This window comes from Delftia sp. K82, from assembly GCF_002193035.1.
Classification (GTDB): Bacteria; Pseudomonadota; Gammaproteobacteria; order Burkholderiales; family Burkholderiaceae_C; genus Comamonas; species Comamonas acidovorans.
Window position 1 is genome coordinate 620258 of sequence record NZ_MYFL01000004.1, and the last position, 18976, is coordinate 639233.

Genomic DNA, 18976 nt, shown 5'->3' on the forward strand with positions numbered 1-18976 from the left:
CTCACTACAATCCCGCCCATGTTTTTTCACCTCCTCGACGGGATCGCATGAAATCCTCCCCCTCTGCTCCGGCAGGCGTTCCCCCGGGCGCGGCCCTGCTCTGGATGGTGACGCTGGCCTGCCTGCTCTGGGCCCTGGTGTCCTGGCTGGCCAATGGCAATCTGGACGGCTACCACGACATGCTGGAGAACTATGCCTGGGCCCAGCCGCTGCAGCTGGGCACGCACAAGCATCCGCCGTTCTTCGCCTGGGTGGTCGGCCTGTGGTTCATGGTGTTCCCGCAGAACGACGGCTTCTATCGCCTGCTGTCCTATGCCAATGTGGGCGTGGGCATCTGGGGCGTCTACGTGCTGGGCAGGCGCCTGGGGCTGGCGCGCCTGGCGCCGCTGGGCGCGGCCCTGTTGCTGTGGTGCTTTCCGTATACGACGCTGGCCGGCAAGTTCAACGCCAACAGCCAGCTGCTGTCCCTGTGGCCCTGGGCGGCGGCCCTGCTGCTGGCCAGCTGGCAGGAAAAGGGGGCGCGCGGCGTGGCCTTCAGCGTGGCGCTGGGCGTGGTCTCGGCCGCCTGCATGCTCAGCAAGTACTACAGCGGCGTGTTCCTGGCCGGTTTCCTGCTGCCCATCTTCCTGGTGCGTGAAGGGCGCCAGTGGCTGCTCACACCCCGGCCCTACGTTGCGCTGTCAGCCTTTGGCCTGGCGCTGGCGCCGCATGTGGCCTGGATTGCCCACCACCAGTGGGTGACGCTGGGCTATGCCATGGACCAGGGCGGCGGGCAGGTGGTGTGGGGCTATGTGCTGCGCTTTGCGCTGGCGCCCATCTTCTACTGGCTGCCGGCCTGGCTGGCCGTGTGCCTGGTGTATGGCTTCATGCAGGCCCGCCAGCAAGGCGGCGGCTGGCTGCGCTGGAGTGCGCGTTTCCTGCGCCGCAGCTGGTGCTGGCAGGGGCGCGGCGACACGCTGTTCTGGCTGGCCCTCATGCCCTGGCTTGCGACGCTGGGCTTTGGCGCCACCGGCGTGGTGGAGCTGTCCACGCCCTGGGCCATTCCCATCGGCTATGCCTTCGTGCTGCTGTGGCTGCGCAACCTGGACGCCGAGGCGCCCGCCGTGACGCAGGCCGCCCTGGCCGCGCTGCGCCGCGCCTGGTGGCCGAGCATGGCCGTGGTGCTGGTGATCGGGCTGGCCGTGGGCTGGGGCAATGCGCGCAAGAGCGGCTCCGACTACTACCGCCCTGCGGCCGATGCGGCGCAGGCCATCGTGCTGTCCTGGAACCAGCGCCACCCGCAGCAGCCGCTGCAGTGGGTGGGCGGCGACTGGGCGGAAAACGCCATGCTGTCTTTCTATGCCCAGCCGCATCTGCGCACCATTCCCGGCCTGCCCGACAGCGAATATGCGCGCGTGCTGGCGCTGCCGGACTGGCGCCAGCAGCCCGGGCTGCTGCTGTGCCCGCGCGGCCCGGTGGCCAGCGAGCCCGGCCCGACCGCGAAATCGCGCGACTGCGAGCAGCAGGCGCAGGCCTGGCTGGCGAAGCTGGGCCTGCCGCAGGAGGCGCGTGTGCTCACGGTGCAACGCTCGGGCTGGCGTTTTCCTCGGCCCAGTCCCTATGCCTATGCGGTTTTTGACGTGTTGCCGCGCGCGGGCAGCCAGCCCGCTGACAATGCTGGCCTATGACCGAATTGCATGCTGACATTGCTCCGGCCGCTCCCAAGGGGATGCTGCCGCGCCCCCCGCTGCGGCTGAGCTGCGTGGTGCCAGCCCACAATGAAGAGGGCAACCTGGAGGCGTTCCTGCGCGCCCTGGACGCGACGGTGCGCACGCTGACGCCCGACTACGAGCTGATCGTCGTCAACGACGGCAGCCGTGACGCCACGCACGAGATCGCGCTGCGCATGGCCCAGGAACTGCCCGTGCGCTATCTGGCGCTGTCGCGCAACTTCGGCAAGGAGGCGGCGCTGTCGGCCGGCATAGACCATGCGCGCGGCAACGCCGTGGTGCTGATCGACGCCGACTTCCAGCATCCGCTGGAGATGCTGCCCCAGATGTGCGAGCTGTGGCAGTCCGGCTACGACATGGTCTATGGCGTGATCGCCGACCGGGGCGCTGAAAGCGGCGCCAAGCGCGTGGGCACCAACCTGTTCTACCGGCTCATGAATGCCGGCAACCTGGTGAAGATCCCGCCCAATGCCGGCGACTTCCGCTGGCTGGACCGCTGCGTGGCCGACGCGCTCAAGGCCCTGCCGGAGAGCCACCGCTTCATGAAGGGCCTGTACGCCTGGGTGGGCTTCAAGGCCGCGGCGCTGCCGTTCGTGCCGGCCGACCGCACGGCCGGTGCGTCCAGCTTCAATTTCCGGCGCCTGGGCTCGCTGGCCCTGCTGGGTCTGACCTCGTTCACCACCTTGCCGCTGCGCGTGTGGAGCGTGGTGGGCGGGATCATCTCGCTGGCGGCCCTGCTCTACGGCCTGTGGATCACCATGGAGACGCTGATCTTCGGCAACCCGCTGGACGGCTGGCCCACGCTGGCGGCCAGCATCATGCTGTTCTCGGGCGTGCAACTGATGTCCATCGGCATCCTGGGCGAGTACATCGGCCGGATCTATGACGAGGTCAAGCGCCGTCCCACCTACCTGCTGGCGCGCGACGAAGACCGCAGCCCGCTGGCGCCACGGGACTAGCCATGCACGACGTGATCGCACAGCTGCGCCGCCTGCCGCAGGCGCTGCAGTTCGTGCTGGTAGGGGGCTGCGCGGCCGCCACGCACCTGGCCGTGGTCGCCCTGCTGGTGCAACGGGTGGGAATGGCGCCGCTGCATGCCAACGTGCTGGCCTTTCTCGTGGCCTTCGTGGTCAGCTACAACGGCCATGCGCTGTTCACCTTCGTGCAGGCCGGGGCGCGAGGCTGGGCAGTGGCCGGCAAGTACTTCGCCGTGGCCTGTGCCTCCTTCGTGGCCAACGAGCTGCTGTACTGGGTGGCCCTGCACTGGCTGCACTGGCACTACTTCTGGAGCCTGGCCCTGGTGCTGGTGCTGGTGGCGGTGGGCACCTTCGTCTTCGCCAAGTTCTGGGCCTTTGCGGCCCCCGGCCGCAAGGAATCCTCATGAACACCGTACCTGCCAGAAACAACGGGGAGAAGGCCTCGGCCAGAACCGTCGTCCTGTGCGCCGACGACTATGCGCTGCACCCCCTGGTCGATGAAGCCGTGGAGCAGCTCACGCTGCAGGGCCGGCTGTCGGCCACCAGCTGCATGACCACCTCGCCGCACTGGAGGCAGGCCGCCAGGCGCCTGCCCGCGCTGCGCCCGCGCCTGTCGCTGGGCCTGCACTTCAACCTGACCGAAGGCCACGGCCTGCAGCCCGCCGCCGGCATCGGTGCCGTGATCGCGCGCGCCTATGCCGGCGCACTCGGCGGCGCCGCCATGCGCGACGCCTGGCGCCGCCAGCTCGACGCCTTCGAGGACGCGCTGGGCATGGCCCCCGACTTCATCGACGGCCATCAGCACGTGCACCAGCTACCCGGCGTGCGCGCCGCGCTGGTGCAGGAATTGCGCCAGCGCTATGGCGACAACGCCGACGACCTGCCCTGGGTCCGCTCCACCACCCCGGCCGGCCAGCTCTGGCGCGACCCCAAGGCCGCCATCATCGCCCTGCTGGGCGGCTGGACCACCACCCGCCGCCTGCGCCGCCAGGGCGTGCCGCTCAACCACGGCTTCGGCGGCGTCTACGCCTTCGACCAGCCTACGCCCGAAGGCTATGGCCGCCACATGGCCCAATGGCTGGCCCAGCTGCAGCCAGGCAGCCTCATGATGTGCCATCCCGCCACCGCCCCCGTCCAGGGCGACGCCATAGGCGCCCAGCGCGCCGTCGAATACGCCTACCTGCGCTCCGACGCCTTCGCCCAGGCCCTGGAACAAGCGCACTGCCACATCGCCCAAGGCCCCCTGACCCCGCTGTTCACATCAAACTAAGAAGTGGCAATAGAAAAAGCCCGGCCAAAAATGACCGGGCTTTCAGGGCGCAACGCAAAAAACCGACGCACCCCAAGGCGAGAGACACCGAGGAAGGGCCGCCCCGCACCGAGGGTGTCGTCCCCCTCCCCCGCGAAGCGGGTAGAGAGGGGGAAGGCGCGCCAGCGCCTCAGGGGGTGCCTATCAATATTCCCAGAAGATGCGCTGCAACTGCTTCGTGTCCTGCGTCTTGGTCAGGGCCACGGCGGCCAGCAGGCGCGCCTTCTGCGGGTTCAGGTCATGGGCGACGACCCAGTCGTACTTGTCATCGGGCTGCTCGGCATTGCGCAGCACGAAGCCGGCCGGCACGCGCGAGCTGCGCACCACGATCACGCCCTTTTGGCGCAGTTCATTGAGCTTGGGCACGATGCGGTCGGCCACCGAGCCATTGCCCGTGCCTGCATGCACGATGGCCTTGACGCCGGCCTTGCCCAGCGCGTCGATGGCCGTGGCGGGCACGTTTCCGTAGCCATAGACGATGTCCACGGCGGGCAGGTCGGTGATCTGCTCGATGTTGAACTCGCTGCCCCTGGTGTGGCGCTTGACGGGGGCGCGGAACCAGTAGGTCTTGCCCTCGACCACCATGCCCAGCGGGCCCCACTGGCTGGCGAAGGCATTGGTCTTGATGTTGGTCAGCTTGGCAACATCGCGTGCGGAGTCGATGTTGTCGTTCATGCTGACCAGCACGCCCTTGCCCGCCGAGTCCTTGGACGCGGCCGTGGCCACGGCGCCCAGCAGGTTCAGCGCGCCGTCGGCCGAGATGGCCGTGCCGGGGCGCATGGAGCCGACCATGACGATGGGCTTGTCGGTGGGCACCACCAGGTTCAGGAAGTAGCCGGTTTCCTCCAGCGTGTCCGTGCCGTGGGTGACGACGATGCCGTCCACGCCGGGCTGCTTGGCCAGCTCGTTGACGCGGCGGGCCAGCGTCAGCAGTTCCTTGTTGGTGAAGCTCTCGGAGGCGATCTGGAAGACCTGCTCGCCGGACACGTTGGCGATGTTGCTCAGCTCGGGCAGGCCGGCCAGCAGCTTGTCCACGGGCACCTTGGCGGCCGTGTAGGTGGCGCTGTTGACGGCGCTGGCGCCCGCGCCGGCAATGGTGCCGCCCGTGGCCAGGACGACCACGTTGGGCTTGCCGGCCTGTGCGGTGGGAGCGGGTGCAGGGGCGGTCGCCGTGGCGGGCGCTGCGGCTGTGGGGGCCTGGCTGGCGCCGGGCTGGGACGCGCAGCCTGCCAGCGCAAGCGCGACGGCCATCAAGGTCATACGGAAGGGGGTGAACGGCATGTATCGCTCCTGGAAAGGCATTGAATGATCCAGCCTTGTGGGCTGAATGCGGCACGATGCAATAAACATGCCCCGCCTGCATCAGCGCAAATCCCGATGGGAGCCGCGCAGCGAATGCGCTAAAAGCGCTTCCGAAAAAGGAGCGGTGAACGCTTTACGGGATTGCGCCCAAGGCCTGAAAGGCTTGAGGTTTTCTGGGGCCGTTCCAGAGGCCGTGCCACGCTCAGATGGCCAGCGGGTCCACGTCCACCAGCCAGCGCACGAGGGCGCGGTGCCCGGGCTGTGCCCTGATCCAGTGCAGGTGCGCCTGCCAGGCCCAGAGAAAGCGCAGCAGGGCGGGCCGCTGGGCCGACTCGATCAGCATCTGCGCACGCTCCACATTGGCCACGCGCTGCACGGACATGGGAATGGGCGGGTAGAGAAAGACATCGTCCACATGGGGCAGGCCGGCCTGGCGGGCGGCCTCGGCCGCAGCGGCCAGGAAGGCCTGGGCGGCTTCCTGGGTGCGCGCATCGGCCCGCACGATGGCCTGGAAGGCGAAGGGCGGCATGCCCGCATCGCGCCGCTCGCGCAACTGGCGCGCGGCGAAGGCCGGGTAGTCGTGCGAGCGCAGCGCGGTGTAGACGGGGTGGGACGGGTCGTGCGTCTGTATCCACATCTCCGGGTGGCTGCCCTGGGCGGCCACGTAGTGCGCGTCGCGTCCTGCGCGGCCGGCGGCCTGCATCAGCAGGCTGAACAGGCGCTCGGGCGCTCGGTAGTCGCTGGAGAAAAGAGCGCTGTCGGGCTGCACGGCGGCCACCAGGGTGATGCGCCGGAAGTCATGGCCCTTGGCCACCATCTGGGTGCCCACCAGCACGTCGATGTCGCCCGCATGCACCTGGGCCAGTTGCTCCTCCAGCGCACCCTTGGCGCGCGTGGTGTCGGCGTCGATGCGCGCCACGCGGGCGGGCTCTCGGTCGGGGCGCTGCACATTGCGCAGCAGGCGGGCCAGTTCTTCCTCCAGCTGCTCCGTGCCCTTGCCCAGCGGCAGGATGTCGGGATTGCCGCAGCCGGGGCAGGCCATGGGCACGCGCTGGGTGTAGCCGCAGTGGTGGCAGCGCAGCGTGCGGTCGGCCTTGTGGAAGACCTGGTGGGCGCTGCAGTGCGGGCAGTCGCTTTTCCAGCCGCAGTCGGCGCAGAACAGCACGGGCGCGAAGCCGCGGCGGTTGAGCAGCACCAGGCTTTGCTCGCCGCGCTGCACGCGCTCGGTGATGGCATCGATCAGCGGCGGCGAGAACACGGCCTTGCGCGGCTGCTGGCCCATGTCCACCAGGCGCACGCGCGGCAGGGCGGCCGCGCCGATGCGGCTGGGCATGTGCAGGCGCAGGTAGCGGCCGCCCTGCGGCTCGTCGGCATTGGGCGGGCGGCTGGCGTGCCAGCTCTCCAGCGACGGCGTGGCACTGCCCAGGATGACCTTGGCGCCGGTATCGCGCGCGCGCCAGATGGCCAGGTCGCGCGCCGAGTAGCGCGCGCCTTCCTGCTGCTTGTAGCTGGCGTCGTGCTCCTCGTCCACCACGATCAGCGACAGGCCCGGCAGGCTGGCGAAGACCGACATGCGCGTGCCCAGCACGATGCGCGCCACGCCGGTGTGCGCGGCCAGCCAGCTCTTGAGCCGCTGGGGGTTGGTCATTGCGCTGTGCATGCTGACCACGCAGTCGGCGCCGTACTGCGGCGCGAAGCGCTCCGTGAAGCGCTGCTCCAGCTGGGGCGTGAGGTTGATCTCGGGCACCATCACCAGCACCTGGGCGCCGGGGTCGGCATCCAGCGCGGCCTGGGTGGCTCTCAGATAGACCTCGGTCTTGCCGCTGCCCGTGCTGCCGAAGAGCAGAAAGGGGCCGGGATGGGCGGCGATCTGCGTGAAGACGTCGGCCTGCTCGGCGCTGAGGACGATGGGGGGAATGTCTGCGGCGGCCGGGGCCGGTGCGAGCGCTGATGCAGGTGCTGATGCAGGCGCAGTGCCAGGCGCCTGTTCCGCCTGTTGCGCCTGTTCCTCTTTTGCAGCCTTGGCCGCTCTCTTCGCCGCGGCCTTGGTCGGCCTGAGCCGGCGCGCCAGTTGCTCGGCCGTCATCTCGCGCAGTTGCGGGGGCAGGGCCGTCACGGCGATTTCGCCCACGCTGCGCTGGTAGTAGTAGGCGGCGAAGGCCACCAGCCGGCGCCAGGCGGCCGGCAGCGGCGCAATGCCCTGCAGCACGGCGGCGATGGGGCGCAGCTCCACGCCTTCGGGCATGGCGGCGGGGCGGGGCGGGGCGTCCCAGACCACGCCCAGCAGGTCCCGGCGACCCAGGGGCACACGCACCAGGGTGCCCGCCTCCAGGGGCTGGTCGCAGGTGTAGCTCAGCAGTTCGCCCACGGCGCTGTGCGCCGGCGTCTGGACGGCGACATGGACGGTGTGGGCGGGGAGGGACATGCGAATGCGGGGAAAGCGGGGCCTGAAAACGCGGGCGCCGCACGGCAGGGCCTGCGGCAACCAAGCCGCCAAGCATAAGCCTTTGGCGCTGCCCGGAGCCTGGGTGCGGCGTTCTACACCAGACACCCCGGCCGGTGACTGCGGGTTTCTGGGTATATCGTCAATTTCTGTGGATAACTTTGTGGGGATTATTCGGATCTATGGGCATGCACCTGCTTATCCGGCCTTGCCAATCGGTGCATGCTGAAAATGTTGCTATCAAAAAAATTATTCAAAAACAATGGCTTATATCGATATGTCGCCGGCGTGCAGGCGCGGATGACAACTGCAACTCCTAGGGCCTCGCTCGGATTTTTCTGTGCATAAGATGGTCTGTGGCCATCTTGTGCAGCAAGCGGCTGTCGGGTACCCGGCTTGTGGACAGCGGGGCCTTGCCGGGCCGTTGGCGGCCCCGGCAGGGGCCGGCGCTGCGCTGGCGTCCGGCCCTGGGGTTCGGGAGAAGCGGGGGCGGGGAGGCGGCTCGCTCAGCGCTGGCGCAGGGCGCGCGAATGGCTGTGCACGGTCTCCACCAGGGCCGCCACATGCTCGGGCGGCGTGAACTGGCTGATGCCGTGGCCCAGGTTGAAGATGTGCGTGGGGCCCGTGGTGGTCCTGTCGGTGTGCGGAGCGCCGAAGCTGTCGAGCACGGCGCGTGCCTGCTCGGCCACGCGCTCGGGCGGTGCGAACAGCACATTGGGGTCGATGTTGCCCTGCAGCGCCTTGCCGGGTCCGCCCACCTCGCCGCCGACGATGGCGCGGGCGCGGGCCAGGTTGGCCGTCCAGTCCAGGCCCAGCACCTCGCAGTCCAGGTCCTTCATGTCGGGCAGCCAGATGCCGCCGCCCTTGGTGAAGACGATGCGCGGCACGTCCTGCCCATCGACGCCCGTGCGCTTGAGTCCGGCCAGCACGCGCTTGGTATAGGCCAGGCTGAATTCCTGGAAGGTGCCGTCGGCCAGCACACCGCCCCAGCTGTCGAACACCATCACGGCCTGGGCGCCCGCATCGATCTGGGCGTTGAGGTAGGCGGCCACGCTGTCGGCGTTGACGGACAGGATGCGGTGCATCAGGTCGGGGCGCGCATACATCAGGCTCTTGACCAGGCGGTAGTCGTCGCTGCCCTTGCCCTCGACCATGTAGCAGGCCAGGGTCCAGGGGCTGCCCGAGAAACCGATCAGCGGCACGCGGCCATCGAGCGCGCGGCGGATGCTGGTCACGGCGTCGAACACATAGCGCAGCTTGTCCATGTCGGGCACGGCCAGCTCGGCCACGGCGGCCTCGTCGCGCACCACCTTGGCAAAGCGCGGGCCTTCGCCTTCGGCAAAGGACAGGCCCAGGCCCATGGCGTCGGGCACGGTCAGGATGTCGGAGAACAGGATGGCCGCGTCCAGCGGGAAGCGCTCCAGTGGCTGCAGCGTGACCTCGGTGGCGTAGTCCACGTTGGTGGCCAGACCCATGAAGCTGCCGGCCCGGGCGCGCGTGGCCTTGTATTCGGGGAGATAGCGGCCCGCCTGGCGCATCAGCCACAGCGGCGTGTAGTCGGTGGCCTGGCGCCGGCAGGCGCGCAGGAAGGTGTCGTTGGTCAGGGGGGCGAAGCTCATGGTGGGCGATTGTCGCCGAGTCGGCTTCGCCAGGCTGTCGCGATGCCCGAGCAGCGCAGGGCGTCTTGCCTCGGGTTAACCCTGGTCAATATCGGCGGCAACGGGCTTTTTGAGGCCGCTACATTGTGCGGCGTGCGTTCCGCACGGGAATCCGTCCATGCAAGGAGAGAGTTTGCGATGCAGCGAAGAACCCTGACCCAGATCCTGGCCCTGGCCCCGGCTGTTTCGGCCGCCAGCTGGCTGGCTGGAAGTGCCACGGCGGCCGAGCCGCTGTTTCCGGGCAAGGCGCCGCTGCGCATCGTCGTCGGCTACCCGCCCGGCGGCGCCACCGACCGCGTGGCGCGCATCGTGGCCGACAAGCTGCAGGCGCGCGTGGGCTCGCCCGTGGTGGTGGAGAACAAGCCCGGCGCGGGCGGCCGCCTGTCGGCCCAGTATGTGAAGAACGCGCCGGCCTCCCAGCCCGCGCTGCTGCTGGCCAACCCGGCCGTGATGCTGGTGGCGCCCCTGGTGTTCCCCGACTCGGGCTACGACCCCGACAAGGACTTCCGCCCGGTCAGCGAGGTCAATCGCTATGAATTCGGCGTGGCCGTGGCCAGTGCCGTGCCCGTCAGGCAGCTGTCGCACCTGCTGGCCTGGCTGTGTGCCAATCCGCAGCAGGCCAACGTGGGCGTGCCGGCCACGGGCAGCCTGCCGCACTTCTTCTCGCTGATGCTGGGCGAGGCCGCCAAGGTCCGGACCGAAACCGTGGGCTACAAGGGCTCGGCCCCGCTGCTGACCGACCTGGTGGGCGGCCAGGTGCCGCTGGCCATCGACACCTTCGACGTGCTGCTGCCCCAGCACGAGGCCGGCAAGATCCGCGTGCTGGCCGTGTCGGGCGAGCGCCGCAGCACCATGGCGCCGGACATTCCCACGCTCAAGGAATCGGGCCTGAACCTGTCGGGCATGGGCTGGAACACCTTGTTCGCGCCGCAGAGCATGGCGCCCGACATTGCCGAGCGCCTGTCGCGCATGGTGCAGGAGATCATGAAGGAGCCCGACACGCGCCAGAAATTCGAGGCCAGCCGGCTGATCCCGGTCTCCAGCAGCAGCGCGCAGACGGCCGAGATGCTCAAGGCCTACCGCGCGCAGTGGACGCCGGTGGTGCAGCGCTCGGGTTTCAAGCCCTGAACCTTCAAGAAAAATGGCCCGTGCGGGCCTTTTTTCATCGCCGGGCCGCCCCAAGATGAAAAACGCCCCCTCGGGGGGCAGCGGACCTTGCGCAGCAAGGGCAGCGTGGGGGCCTTTTTTCATGGGGCCTAGGGGTTTCCTCGGTGCCTGGGCGCTTGTCGTGGAAAGGGTCTGGCGACTAACATTTACCGACCATTCGGTAAATTATGTTTGATCTGCCGCATAAAGACGGCAGACAGGCCACGGAGACTTCCATGCCCCCATCGCTGGTTCTGGTTGAGCAGCAAGACGCCGTCCGCACCCTGGTGCTGAACCGCCCCGACGCGCTCAACAGCTTCAACGCGCAACTGCACGAGCAGCTGCTTTCGGCCCTGGAGCAGGCCGCCGGCGATGCCTCGGTGCGCTGCGTGGTGCTCACGGGCGCGGGGCGCGGCTTTTGCGCGGGCCAGGACCTGTCCGACCCCGAGGCGGCGCCCGACCAGAACCTGGGCGACCTGATCGAGCGCCGCTACCAGCCGCTGTGCCTGCGGCTCAAGTCCATGCCCGTGCCCGTGGTGGCCGCCGTCAACGGCGTGGCCGCAGGCGCGGGCGCCAATATCGCGCTGGCCTGCGACCTGGTGCTGGCCGCGCGCTCGGCCAGCTTCATCCAGGCCTTTGCCAAGATCGGCCTGGTGCCCGACTGCGGCGGCACCTGGCTGCTGCCGCGCCTGGTGGGCCGTGCGCGCGCCCTGGGGCTGGCCCTGCTGGGCGACAAGCTGCCTGCGGCCGAGGCCGAACGCATCGGCCTGATCTGGCGCTGCGTGGAAGATGCCGATTTGCGCAGCGAAGCCCAGGCCCTGGCCCAGCGCCTGGCCGCCATGCCCGTGCGGGCCCTGGCGCGCACGCGGGAGGCCATGGACTCGGCCCAACTGCTGGACTACGAGCATGCGCTCACGCGCGAGGCGCGCCAGCAGGGCCAGCTGGGTGCGGCCCACGACTACCAGGAGGGCGTGGCCGCCTTCCTGGGCAAGCGGGCTGCCGTGTTCTCGGACCGTTGAGGAGCGGCGCCATGCAAGACACCCACACCCCGGACGAAGCCGCACAGCGCCTGGCCGAACAGGTGCGCGACGGCATGCTGGCGCGCGACCGCGCCGCGCAAGGCCTGGGCCTGCGCATCACGGACATCGCACCCGGCGCGGCGCGCATGGAGATGGCCGTGCGCGACGACATGCTCAACGGCTTCGACATCTGCCACGGCGGCTTCATCACGGCGCTGGCCGACACGGCCTTTGCCTATGCCTGCAATGCGCGCAACGAGATGACGGTGGCCTCGGGCCTGAGCGTGGACTTTGTCGCGCCCGGCCGGCCCGGCGACGTGCTCACGGCCCAGGCCCGCGAAGTCTCGCGCGCAGGCCGCACCGGCGTCTATGACGTGCAGGTTACCAACCAGCGCCAGGAAGTGATCGCGCTGTTCCGTGGCCGCTCGCACAGCTTCAAGGGCCGGCCCACTGTGCCCGGCCTGACAGAGCCCGCCTGAAGAGGTCCGCCATGTCCCTGCAGCGCCCCGCCCCCGGCGAACTCGACCCCATCGAAACCGCCAGCCGCGACGAGATCGCCTCGCTGCAGCTGCTGCGCCTGCGCTGGTCGCTGCAGCATGCCTACGACCATGTGCCGCATTACCGCCGCGCGTTCGACGAGAAGGGCGTGCATCCGTCCGACCTGCGCACGCTGTCCGACCTGGCCCGCTTTCCCTTCACCACCAAGAAGGACCTGCGCGAGAACTACCCGTTCGGCATGTTTGCCGTGCCGCGCCAGAAGGTGGCGCGCGTGCATGCCTCCTCGGGCACCACGGGCAAGCCCACCGTGGTGGGCTACACGTTGAATGACATCGACAACTGGGCGAACCTGGTGGCGCGCTCCATCCGCGCAGCGGGCGGGCGGCCCGGCGACATGGTGCATGTGGCCTATGGCTACGGCCTGTTCACGGGCGGGCTGGGTGCGCACTACGGAGCCGAGCGCGCGGGCTGCACGGTGGTGCCCATGTCGGGCGGGCAGACCGAAAAGCAGGTGCAGCTGATCCAGGATTTCCGGCCCGACATCATCATGGTCACGCCCAGCTACATGCAGGTGATCGTGGAGGAGATGCAGCGCCAGGGGATGGACCCGCGCGAGAGTTCGCTCAAGATCGGCATCTTCGGCGCCGAGCCCTGGACCGAGGCCATGCGCCGCGAGATCGAGGGGAAGGCGGGGCTGGATGCCGTGGACATCTACGGCCTTTCCGAAGTCATGGGCCCGGGCGTGGCCAGCGAATGCGTGGAGAGCAAGGACGGGCCGGTGATCTGGGAAGACCATTTCTACCCCGAGATCATCGACCCCGACACGGGCGAGGTGCTGCCCGACGGCAGCGAGGGCGAGCTGGTCTTCACGTCGCTGTCCAAGGAGGCCATGCCCATCGTGCGCTACCGCACGCGGGACTTGACGCGGCTGCTGGCGCCGACCTCGCGCAGCTTCCGGCGCATGGGCAAGATCGTGGGGCGCAGCGACGACATGATGATCATCCGCGGCGTGAACCTGTTTCCCACGCAGATCGAGGAGATCGTTCTGCAGAACGCCCAGCTGTCGGGCCAGTACCAGCTGGTGGTCACGCGCGACGGCAACCTGGACCGGCTGGCCGTGCGCTGCGAGATGCAGCCGGGCACGCAGGGCGACACCGAGGCGCTGGCACTGTGGGTGCAGCAGCGCATCAAGACCCTGGTCGGCGTGAGCGCCGAGGTCGAGGTGCTGCGGCCCGATTCCATAGAGCGCACCCTGGTGGGCAAGGCCCGCCGCGTGATCGACCACCGCAGCCGCTGAGCGCGCACAGGAGTCCCATGGCCCGAGGCCGATCTTCCGGATACGACGACCAGCGCGAACTGATCCTGGGCCATGCCGCCGCGCTGTTCGCGCGCAGCGGCTACCCCGGCACTTCGATGAACGAGGTGGCCCAGGCCTGCGGCCTGTCCAAGCCCACCATCTACCACTACTTCCGCGACAAGTACGCGCTGCTGGTGGACATCACCGATGGCCACATGACGCGGCTGCAGTCCCTGGTGGACGAGGTGCAGTCCATGGGCCTGCCGCCCGAGCCGCGGCTGCGCATGCTGATCGAGCGCTTCGTGCAGGAATACGCCCATGCCCGCCATGCCCACCGCGTGCTGACCGAGGACGTGCGCTTCCTGCAGGATGACGACCGCCAGCGCGTGCTGGGCAAGGAGCGCGCCGTGGTCGAAACCTTTGCCCAGGCGGTGGCCCAGCTGCGGCCGGACGCCGATGGCGCGGGCCTGCCCAAGGCGCTGGCCATGCTGCTGTTCGGGATGATGAACTGGATGTTCACCTGGCTGCGGCCCGACGGCTCGCTGGACCACGAGGCCATGGCCCCCGTGGTGGCCGACCTGTTCCTCGGAGGCCTGCCGGCCGTGCAGACCCCAGGCAAACCCGGGCATCAAACCGCTGGCAAAAAAATAGTTACCACGGTAAATTGTGACGCCTGAAGGTGCCACGCCCCATCCAACACAAGGAGACAGACATGAAGCGTTTGACGAAACTGGGCCTGCTGGCCGCGACCCTGGCCACGGTCTGGGGCTCGGCCCTGGCCGACATCAATGTGGGCGTGGTGGTCTCGGCCACCGGACCGGCGGCCTCCCTGGGCATTCCCGAGAAGAACACCGTGGCACTGATGCCGCGCACGGTGGCGGGCCAGAAGGTCAACTACATCATCCTGGACGACGCCTCCGACACCACGGCGGCCGTGGCCAACACGCGCAAGCTGATCAGTGAGAGCAAGGTCGATGTCATCCTGGGCTCCAGCATCACGCCCAACTCGCTGGCCATGGTGGACGTGGTCTCCGAGGCCAAGACGCCCATGATCACGCTGGCCGCCTCGGCCAAGATCGTCGAGCCCGTGGATGCCAAGAAGTTCTGGGTCTTCAAGACGCCCCAGCACGACGCCATGATGGCCGCCGCCATCGGCGAGCACATGGCCAAGGCCGGCATCAAGACCGTGGGCTACATCGGCTTCAACGACGCCTATGGCGAAAGCTGGCTGCAGGAGTTCCGCAAGGTGGCCGAGGCCAAGGGCCTCAAGCTCACCGCCACCGAGGCGTATTCGCGCAGCGACACCTCGGTCACGGGCCAGACGCTCAAGCTCATGTCCGCCAAGCCCGATGCGGTGCTGATCGCAGGCTCGGGCACGCCGGCCGCGCTGCCGCAGAAATCGCTCAAGGAGCGCGGCTACCAGGGCAAGATCTACCAGACCCACGGCGTGGCCAATGCCGACTTCCTGCGCGTTGGCGGCAAGGATGTGGAAGGCACGCTGCTGCCCGCCGGCCCCGTGCTGGTGGCTCACCAGCTGCCCGACAGCAATCCGGTCAAGAAGTCTGCCGTCTCCTATGTGGAAGCCTACGAGGCCGCCAACGGCAAGGGCACGGCATCCACCTTTGGCGCGCATTCCTGGGATGCGGGCCGCGTGCTCGAAGCGGCGATTCCCGCCGCGCTCAAGAAGGCCCAGCCCGGCACGGCCGAGTTCCGCGCCGCCCTGCGCGATGCGCTGGAGCAGACCAAGGACGTGGCCGGCGCCCACGGCATCTTCAACATGACGCCCACCGACCACCTGGGCCTGGACCAGCGCGCGGCCGTCATGGTCAAGATCGAGAACGGTACCTGGAAGTACCAGCCCTGAACCTGCGGGCCTGAGGCCGCAGCGGCTGCCGCACTGGGCGGCGGCCGCTGTGGCGCTCGGCCGCGCCTGCTCGAAAGTCGATCATGGATCTGCAAATCGCCCTGCTGCTGGGGCAGGACGGCATCGTCAACGGCGCCGTCTACGGCCTGATGGCGCTGGCCCTGGTGCTGGTGTTCTCGGTCACCCGCATCATCTTCATTCCGCAGGGCGAGTTCGTCGCCTTCGGCGCGCTCACCCTGGCCATGATGCAGGCCGGCCGCGTGCCCACCACGCTGTGGCTGCTGCTGGCCTTGGCCGCCGCCGTGCTGGTGGTGGACCTGCTGCGCTGGCGCGCGGGCAGCCAGGTGAGCTGGCCCGCCACCTTCCTGTGGTGCCTGGCGCTGCCGGCCATTGCCGTGGCCCTGGCCTGGGGGCTGCGCCCGTCCTCGCTGATGCTGCAGGCGCTGGCCACCCTGGTGCTGATCACGCCCATGGGGCCGCTGCTGTACCGCCTGGCCTACCGGCCGCTGGCCCATGCCTCGGTGCTGATGCTGCTTATCGTCTCGGTGGCCATGCACGGCGTGCTGGTCGGCCTGGGGCTGCTGTTCTTCGGGGCCGAAGGCTCGCGCACCCCCGCGTTTTCCGAGGCGCAGCTGCGCCTGGGCGACATCACGATCTCGGGCCAGTCCCTGGTGGTGGTGGGCGTGACCCTGGTGCTGGTGGCCCTGCTGTTCGTGTTCTTCGAGCGCTCCATGATCGGCAAGGCGCTGCGCGCCACGGCCATCAACCGCGTGGGCGCACGCCTCATGGGCATTCCCACGGCCATGGCCGGCGACGTGAGCTTTGCGCTGGCCGCGCTGATCGGCGCCATCTCGGGCCTGCTGATCGCGCCGCTGACCACGGTGTACTACGACACCGGCTTTCTGATCGGCCTCAAGGGCTTCGTGGCCGCCATCGTGGGCGGGCTGGCCAGCTACCCGCTGGCCCTGGCCGGCGCGCTGCTGGTCGGGCTGCTGGAGGCCTTCTCGTCGTTCTGGGCCAGTGCCTACAAGGAGGTGCTGGTGTTCACGCTGATCATCCCGGTGCTGTGGTGGCGATCGCGCAATAGCCACCATGTGGAGGAAGAAGAATGAGCGCCCCCGTTTCCTCGCAGGCCGCAGCGCCTGCCAAGGCCGCCTCGGGCGGCATCAGCACGCGCGTGCTCACGGTGGCCGCCATTGCGCTGCTGGCCGCGTCCTGGGGCTTCCTGCCTGATTTCACCGTCGTCATCCTCAGCTACATCGGCCTGTTCGCCCTGGTGGCCGCAGGCCTGGTGATGCTGACCGGCGTGGGCGGCATGACCTCGTTCGGCCAGGCGGCCTTCGTGGGCATCGGCGCCTATGCCACGGCCTGGGTCTGCACGGCGCCGGCCTCGGTGGCCGCGCTGGGCGGGCTGGTGGGCGCGGCGGGCCTGCCCTGGGTGGGCCTGGCGCTGGGCCTGCTCATCACCTTCGTCGTGGCCTGGCTGCTGGGCGCGGTCACGGTCAAGCTGCAGGGCCACTACCTGCCGCTGTGCACCATCGCCTGGGGGCTGAGCCTGTACTACCTGTTCGGGAACATGGAATTCCTGGGCGGGCAGACCGGCATCACGGGCATTGCGCCGCTGGTGATCGGTGGCGTCTCGCTGGCCTCGCCGCGCGCCATGGGCGTGGTGATCTGGGCCGTGCTGCTGGTGGCGCTGTGGCTGCTGCACAACCTGCTGGACTCGCGCGAGGGTCGGGCCATCCGCGCGCTGCGCGGCGGCCGCGTCATGGCCGAGTCCATGGGCATCGACACGGCGCACTACCGCGTCAAGCTCTTCGTGTTGGCGGCCCTGCTGGCCACGCTCTCGGGCTGGCTCTACGCCCACATGCAGCGCTTCGTGAGCCCGGCGCCCTTCAACCTGAACGTGGGCATCGAGTACCTGTTCATGGCCGTGGTCGGCGGCGCCGGCCACCTGTGGGGCGCGGTGCTGGGCGCCACGCTGATCACCCTGGTCAAGCAAAAGCTGCAGGACATATTGCCGGCCCTGCTGGGCACCAGCGGCAACTTCGAGGTCATCGTCTTCGGCCTGCTGATGGTGCTGGTGCTGCAGCGCTTTGCAGAAGGCCTGTGGCCCACGCTGCAGGCGCTCACGGCACGCTGGGTGCGCCGGCCCGTGTCCGATCTGAAGCTGGCGGACGCGGCGCCGCTGGCGCAGCGCGCGCTGCCTGCGGCGGGCCAGGTGCTGCTGGCGGCCGAGCATGTGACCAAGCGCTTCGGCGGCCTGGTGGCCAACAACGATGTGGCCATGACGCTCAAGGCCGGCGAGGTGCATGCGCTGATCGGTCCCAACGGCGCGGGCAAGAGCACTTTCTTCAACATGATCTCGGGCGTGGACTCGCCCACCGAGGGCCAGGTGCGCTTCATGGACCAGGCCATGAACGATGCGCCCTCGCGCCGCTTTGCCGCCCTGGGCCTGGGCCGCACCTTCCAGCATGTGCGCCTGCTGGGCCAGCGCAGCGTGCTGGAGAACGTGGCCGTGGGCGCGCACCGGCGCGCGCACCGGGGCTGGCTGGCCTCCATGCTGCGCCTGGACCGGGCCGAGGAGGCCTCGGTACTGGCCGAGGCGCGCCGCCAGATCGAGCGCTGCGGCCTGGGCGCCTTCGCCGACGTGCCGGCCGCCTCGCTGGCCCTGGGCCAGCAGCGCATCGTGGAGATCGCACGCGCCCTGGCCGGACAGCCCGCGGCCCTGCTGCTGGACGAGCCGGCCGCCGGCCTGCGCCACCTGGAAAAACAGGCCCTGGCTGACCTGCTGCGCCAGCTGCGCGCCGAGGGGCTGGGCATTCTCGTCGTGGAGCACGACATGGAGTTCGTCATGAATCTTGCGGACCGCATCACGGTGCTGGAGTTCGGCACCGTGATCGCCGAAGGCACGCCGGCCCAGATCCAGGTCAACCAGCGCGTGCTGGATGCCTACCTGGGCGGCGGCGACGACGACGAGGCAACCGGAGAGACGGCATGAGCGACACCCTTTTGCAGCTCAAGGGCCTGAGCGTGTCCTACGGTCCCGTGGAGGCCGTGCACCAGGTGGATCTGGATGTGCGCAGTGGCGAGATCGTCACCGTCATCGGCCCCAACGGCGCGGGCAAGACCACGCTGCTGTCGGCCGCCATGGGCCTGCTGCCCTCGCGCGGCGAGATCCATCTGGACGGCAAGCGCATCGCACGCCCCGGCGTCGAGGTCATGGTGGCCAACGGCGTGGCCCTGGTGCCCGAAAAGCGCGAGCTGTTCGGCGAGATGTCGGTGGAAGACAACCTGCTGCTGGGCGGCTTCTCGCGCTGGCGCCGGGGCCTGCGCGACCAGACGCAGCGCATGGACGAGGTCTTCGCCATCTTTCCGCGCCTGAGGGAGCGGCGCCCGCAGATGGCCTCCACCCTGTCGGGCGGCGAGCGCCAGATGCTGGCCATCGGCCGCGCGCTGATGGCACGCCCGCGCCTGCTGCTGCTGGACGAGCCCTCGCTGGGCCTGGCACCGCTGATCGTGCGCGAGGTGCTGCAGGTCGTGGCCGGCCTGCGCGACCACGGCGTCTCGGTGCTGCTGGTCGAGCAGAACGCGCGCGCCGCCCTCAAGGTGGCCGACCGTGCCTACGTGCTGGAGATGGGCGCCGTGGCCCTCAGCGGCGCGGCCAGGGAGCTGCTGCACGACCGGCGCATCATCGATACCTATCTGGGTATGGGGCGTAGTGCGGAGGTGGCCTGAGTTAAAGGGGTCTCGC

At 69.2% G+C, this 18976-nt stretch carries 16 protein-coding genes; 13 read left to right on the forward strand and 3 right to left on the reverse strand.

Features of this window, described 5'->3' with window-relative positions:
• The first annotated feature begins 47 nt into the window (after window positions 1-47).
• The 4 genes from KDK82_RS26260 to KDK82_RS26275 are packed head-to-tail and all read left to right on the forward strand — an operon-like array spanning window position 48 to window position 3956.
• Entirely contained in the window at window positions 48-1667 is a 1620-nt protein-coding gene (locus KDK82_RS26260) for a glycosyltransferase family 39 protein (protein WP_088166636.1), read from the forward strand.
• Complete coding sequence (locus KDK82_RS26265; RefSeq protein ID WP_012202493.1) at window positions 1664-2668, forward strand: glycosyltransferase family 2 protein; 1005 nt, start codon at window positions 1664-1666, stop codon at window positions 2666-2668. The genes KDK82_RS26260 and KDK82_RS26265 overlap by 4 nt, the downstream gene beginning before the upstream one ends.
• A 2-nt stretch (window positions 2669-2670) precedes the next feature.
• The gene (locus KDK82_RS26270; protein ID WP_088166637.1) at window positions 2671-3093 is read left to right on the forward strand and encodes a GtrA family protein; all 423 of its coding nucleotides are present in this window, start codon (window positions 2671-2673) and stop codon (window positions 3091-3093) included.
• Complete coding sequence (locus tag KDK82_RS26275; RefSeq protein ID WP_043824320.1) at window positions 3090-3956, forward strand: ChbG/HpnK family deacetylase; 867 nt, start codon at window positions 3090-3092, stop codon at window positions 3954-3956. The genes KDK82_RS26270 and KDK82_RS26275 overlap by 4 nt, the downstream gene beginning before the upstream one ends.
• 183 nt (window positions 3957-4139) lie before the next feature.
• On the opposite strand, the gene KDK82_RS26280 is transcribed toward KDK82_RS26275, so the two are convergent.
• The 3 genes from KDK82_RS26280 to hemE all read right to left on the reverse strand — a co-directional run bounded on the left by KDK82_RS26280 (window position 4140) and on the right by hemE (window position 9359).
• Window positions 4140-5276, reverse strand: a complete 1137-nt coding sequence (locus KDK82_RS26280) for an asparaginase (RefSeq protein ID WP_088166705.1) — start codon at window positions 5274-5276, stop codon at window positions 4140-4142.
• Between the two features lie 223 nt (window positions 5277-5499).
• Window positions 5500-7722, reverse strand: coding sequence for a primosomal protein N' (gene priA / locus KDK82_RS26285; protein WP_088166638.1), 2223 nt, complete (start codon window positions 7720-7722; stop codon window positions 5500-5502).
• A 524-nt stretch (window positions 7723-8246) separates the two neighbouring features.
• On the reverse strand, window positions 8247-9359 hold the full coding sequence (gene hemE / locus KDK82_RS26290) for a uroporphyrinogen decarboxylase (RefSeq protein ID WP_088166639.1): 1113 nt from the start codon (window positions 9357-9359) through the stop codon (window positions 8247-8249).
• Between the two features lie 177 nt (window positions 9360-9536).
• Between hemE and KDK82_RS26295 the strand changes: the two genes are divergently transcribed.
• The 9 genes from KDK82_RS26295 to KDK82_RS26335 all read left to right on the forward strand — a co-directional run bounded on the left by KDK82_RS26295 (window position 9537) and on the right by KDK82_RS26335 (window position 18960).
• Window positions 9537-10526 carry a tripartite tricarboxylate transporter substrate-binding protein gene (locus tag KDK82_RS26295; protein WP_088166640.1) on the forward strand — a complete coding sequence of 330 codons (990 nt, stop codon included), beginning with the start codon at window positions 9537-9539 and terminating at the stop codon, window positions 10524-10526.
• 254 nt (window positions 10527-10780) lie between these two features.
• Window positions 10781-11563, forward strand: coding sequence for an enoyl-CoA hydratase-related protein (locus KDK82_RS26300; protein WP_046238612.1), 783 nt, complete (start codon window positions 10781-10783; stop codon window positions 11561-11563).
• Between the two features lie 11 nt (window positions 11564-11574).
• Window positions 11575-12042, forward strand: coding sequence for a hydroxyphenylacetyl-CoA thioesterase PaaI (gene paaI / locus KDK82_RS26305; RefSeq protein ID WP_034397981.1), 468 nt, complete (start codon window positions 11575-11577; stop codon window positions 12040-12042).
• A gap of 11 nt (window positions 12043-12053) precedes the next feature.
• The gene (gene paaK, locus KDK82_RS26310; protein ID WP_088166641.1) at window positions 12054-13358 is read left to right on the forward strand and encodes a phenylacetate--CoA ligase PaaK; all 1305 of its coding nucleotides are present in this window, start codon (window positions 12054-12056) and stop codon (window positions 13356-13358) included.
• Window positions 13359-13375: 17 nt separating this feature from the next.
• Window positions 13376-14035 carry a TetR/AcrR family transcriptional regulator gene (locus KDK82_RS26315; RefSeq protein WP_088166642.1) on the forward strand — a complete coding sequence of 220 codons (660 nt, stop codon included), beginning with the start codon at window positions 13376-13378 and terminating at the stop codon, window positions 14033-14035.
• 35 nt (window positions 14036-14070) lie between these two features.
• Window positions 14071-15222: an ABC transporter substrate-binding protein gene (locus KDK82_RS26320; protein WP_012202504.1), complete on the forward strand. Its 1152-nt coding sequence runs from the start codon at window positions 14071-14073 to the stop codon at window positions 15220-15222.
• A gap of 83 nt (window positions 15223-15305) precedes the next feature.
• Window positions 15306-16334, forward strand: coding sequence for a branched-chain amino acid ABC transporter permease (locus KDK82_RS26325; RefSeq protein ID WP_012202505.1), 1029 nt, complete (start codon window positions 15306-15308; stop codon window positions 16332-16334).
• A complete protein-coding gene (locus KDK82_RS26330; RefSeq protein ID WP_088166643.1) occupies window positions 16331-18223 on the forward strand; it encodes an ATP-binding cassette domain-containing protein in 1893 nt (630 codons plus the stop codon). Before KDK82_RS26325 ends, KDK82_RS26330 begins: the two co-directional genes overlap by 4 nt.
• Window positions 18220-18960, forward strand: coding sequence for an ABC transporter ATP-binding protein (locus tag KDK82_RS26335; protein WP_088166644.1), 741 nt, complete (start codon window positions 18220-18222; stop codon window positions 18958-18960). Before KDK82_RS26330 ends, KDK82_RS26335 begins: the two co-directional genes overlap by 4 nt.
• The last annotated feature ends 16 nt before the right edge of the window (window positions 18961-18976 follow it).

Coding starts and splice junctions, on each gene's coding strand:
- KDK82_RS26260 (WP_088166636.1), top strand. CDS start 48: ATGAAATCCTCCCCCTCTGCTCCGGCAGGCGTTCCCCCGGGCGCGGCC.
- KDK82_RS26265 (WP_012202493.1), top strand. CDS start 1,664: ATGACCGAATTGCATGCTGACATTGCTCCGGCCGCTCCCAAGGGGATG.
- KDK82_RS26270 (WP_088166637.1), top strand. CDS start 2,671: ATGCACGACGTGATCGCACAGCTGCGCCGCCTGCCGCAGGCGCTGCAG.
- KDK82_RS26275 (WP_043824320.1), top strand. CDS start 3,090: ATGAACACCGTACCTGCCAGAAACAACGGGGAGAAGGCCTCGGCCAGA.
- KDK82_RS26280 (WP_088166705.1), bottom strand. CDS start 5,276: ATGCCGTTCACCCCCTTCCGTATGACCTTGATGGCCGTCGCGCTTGCG.
- priA (WP_088166638.1), bottom strand. CDS start 7,722: ATGTCCCTCCCCGCCCACACCGTCCATGTCGCCGTCCAGACGCCGGCG.
- hemE (WP_088166639.1), bottom strand. CDS start 9,359: ATGAGCTTCGCCCCCCTGACCAACGACACCTTCCTGCGCGCCTGCCGG.
- KDK82_RS26295 (WP_088166640.1), top strand. CDS start 9,537: ATGCAGCGAAGAACCCTGACCCAGATCCTGGCCCTGGCCCCGGCTGTT.
- KDK82_RS26300 (WP_046238612.1), top strand. CDS start 10,781: ATGCCCCCATCGCTGGTTCTGGTTGAGCAGCAAGACGCCGTCCGCACC.
- paaI (WP_034397981.1), top strand. CDS start 11,575: ATGCAAGACACCCACACCCCGGACGAAGCCGCACAGCGCCTGGCCGAA.
- paaK (WP_088166641.1), top strand. CDS start 12,054: ATGTCCCTGCAGCGCCCCGCCCCCGGCGAACTCGACCCCATCGAAACC.
- KDK82_RS26315 (WP_088166642.1), top strand. CDS start 13,376: ATGGCCCGAGGCCGATCTTCCGGATACGACGACCAGCGCGAACTGATC.
- KDK82_RS26320 (WP_012202504.1), top strand. CDS start 14,071: ATGAAGCGTTTGACGAAACTGGGCCTGCTGGCCGCGACCCTGGCCACG.
- KDK82_RS26325 (WP_012202505.1), top strand. CDS start 15,306: ATGGATCTGCAAATCGCCCTGCTGCTGGGGCAGGACGGCATCGTCAAC.
- KDK82_RS26330 (WP_088166643.1), top strand. CDS start 16,331: ATGAGCGCCCCCGTTTCCTCGCAGGCCGCAGCGCCTGCCAAGGCCGCC.
- KDK82_RS26335 (WP_088166644.1), top strand. CDS start 18,220: ATGAGCGACACCCTTTTGCAGCTCAAGGGCCTGAGCGTGTCCTACGGT.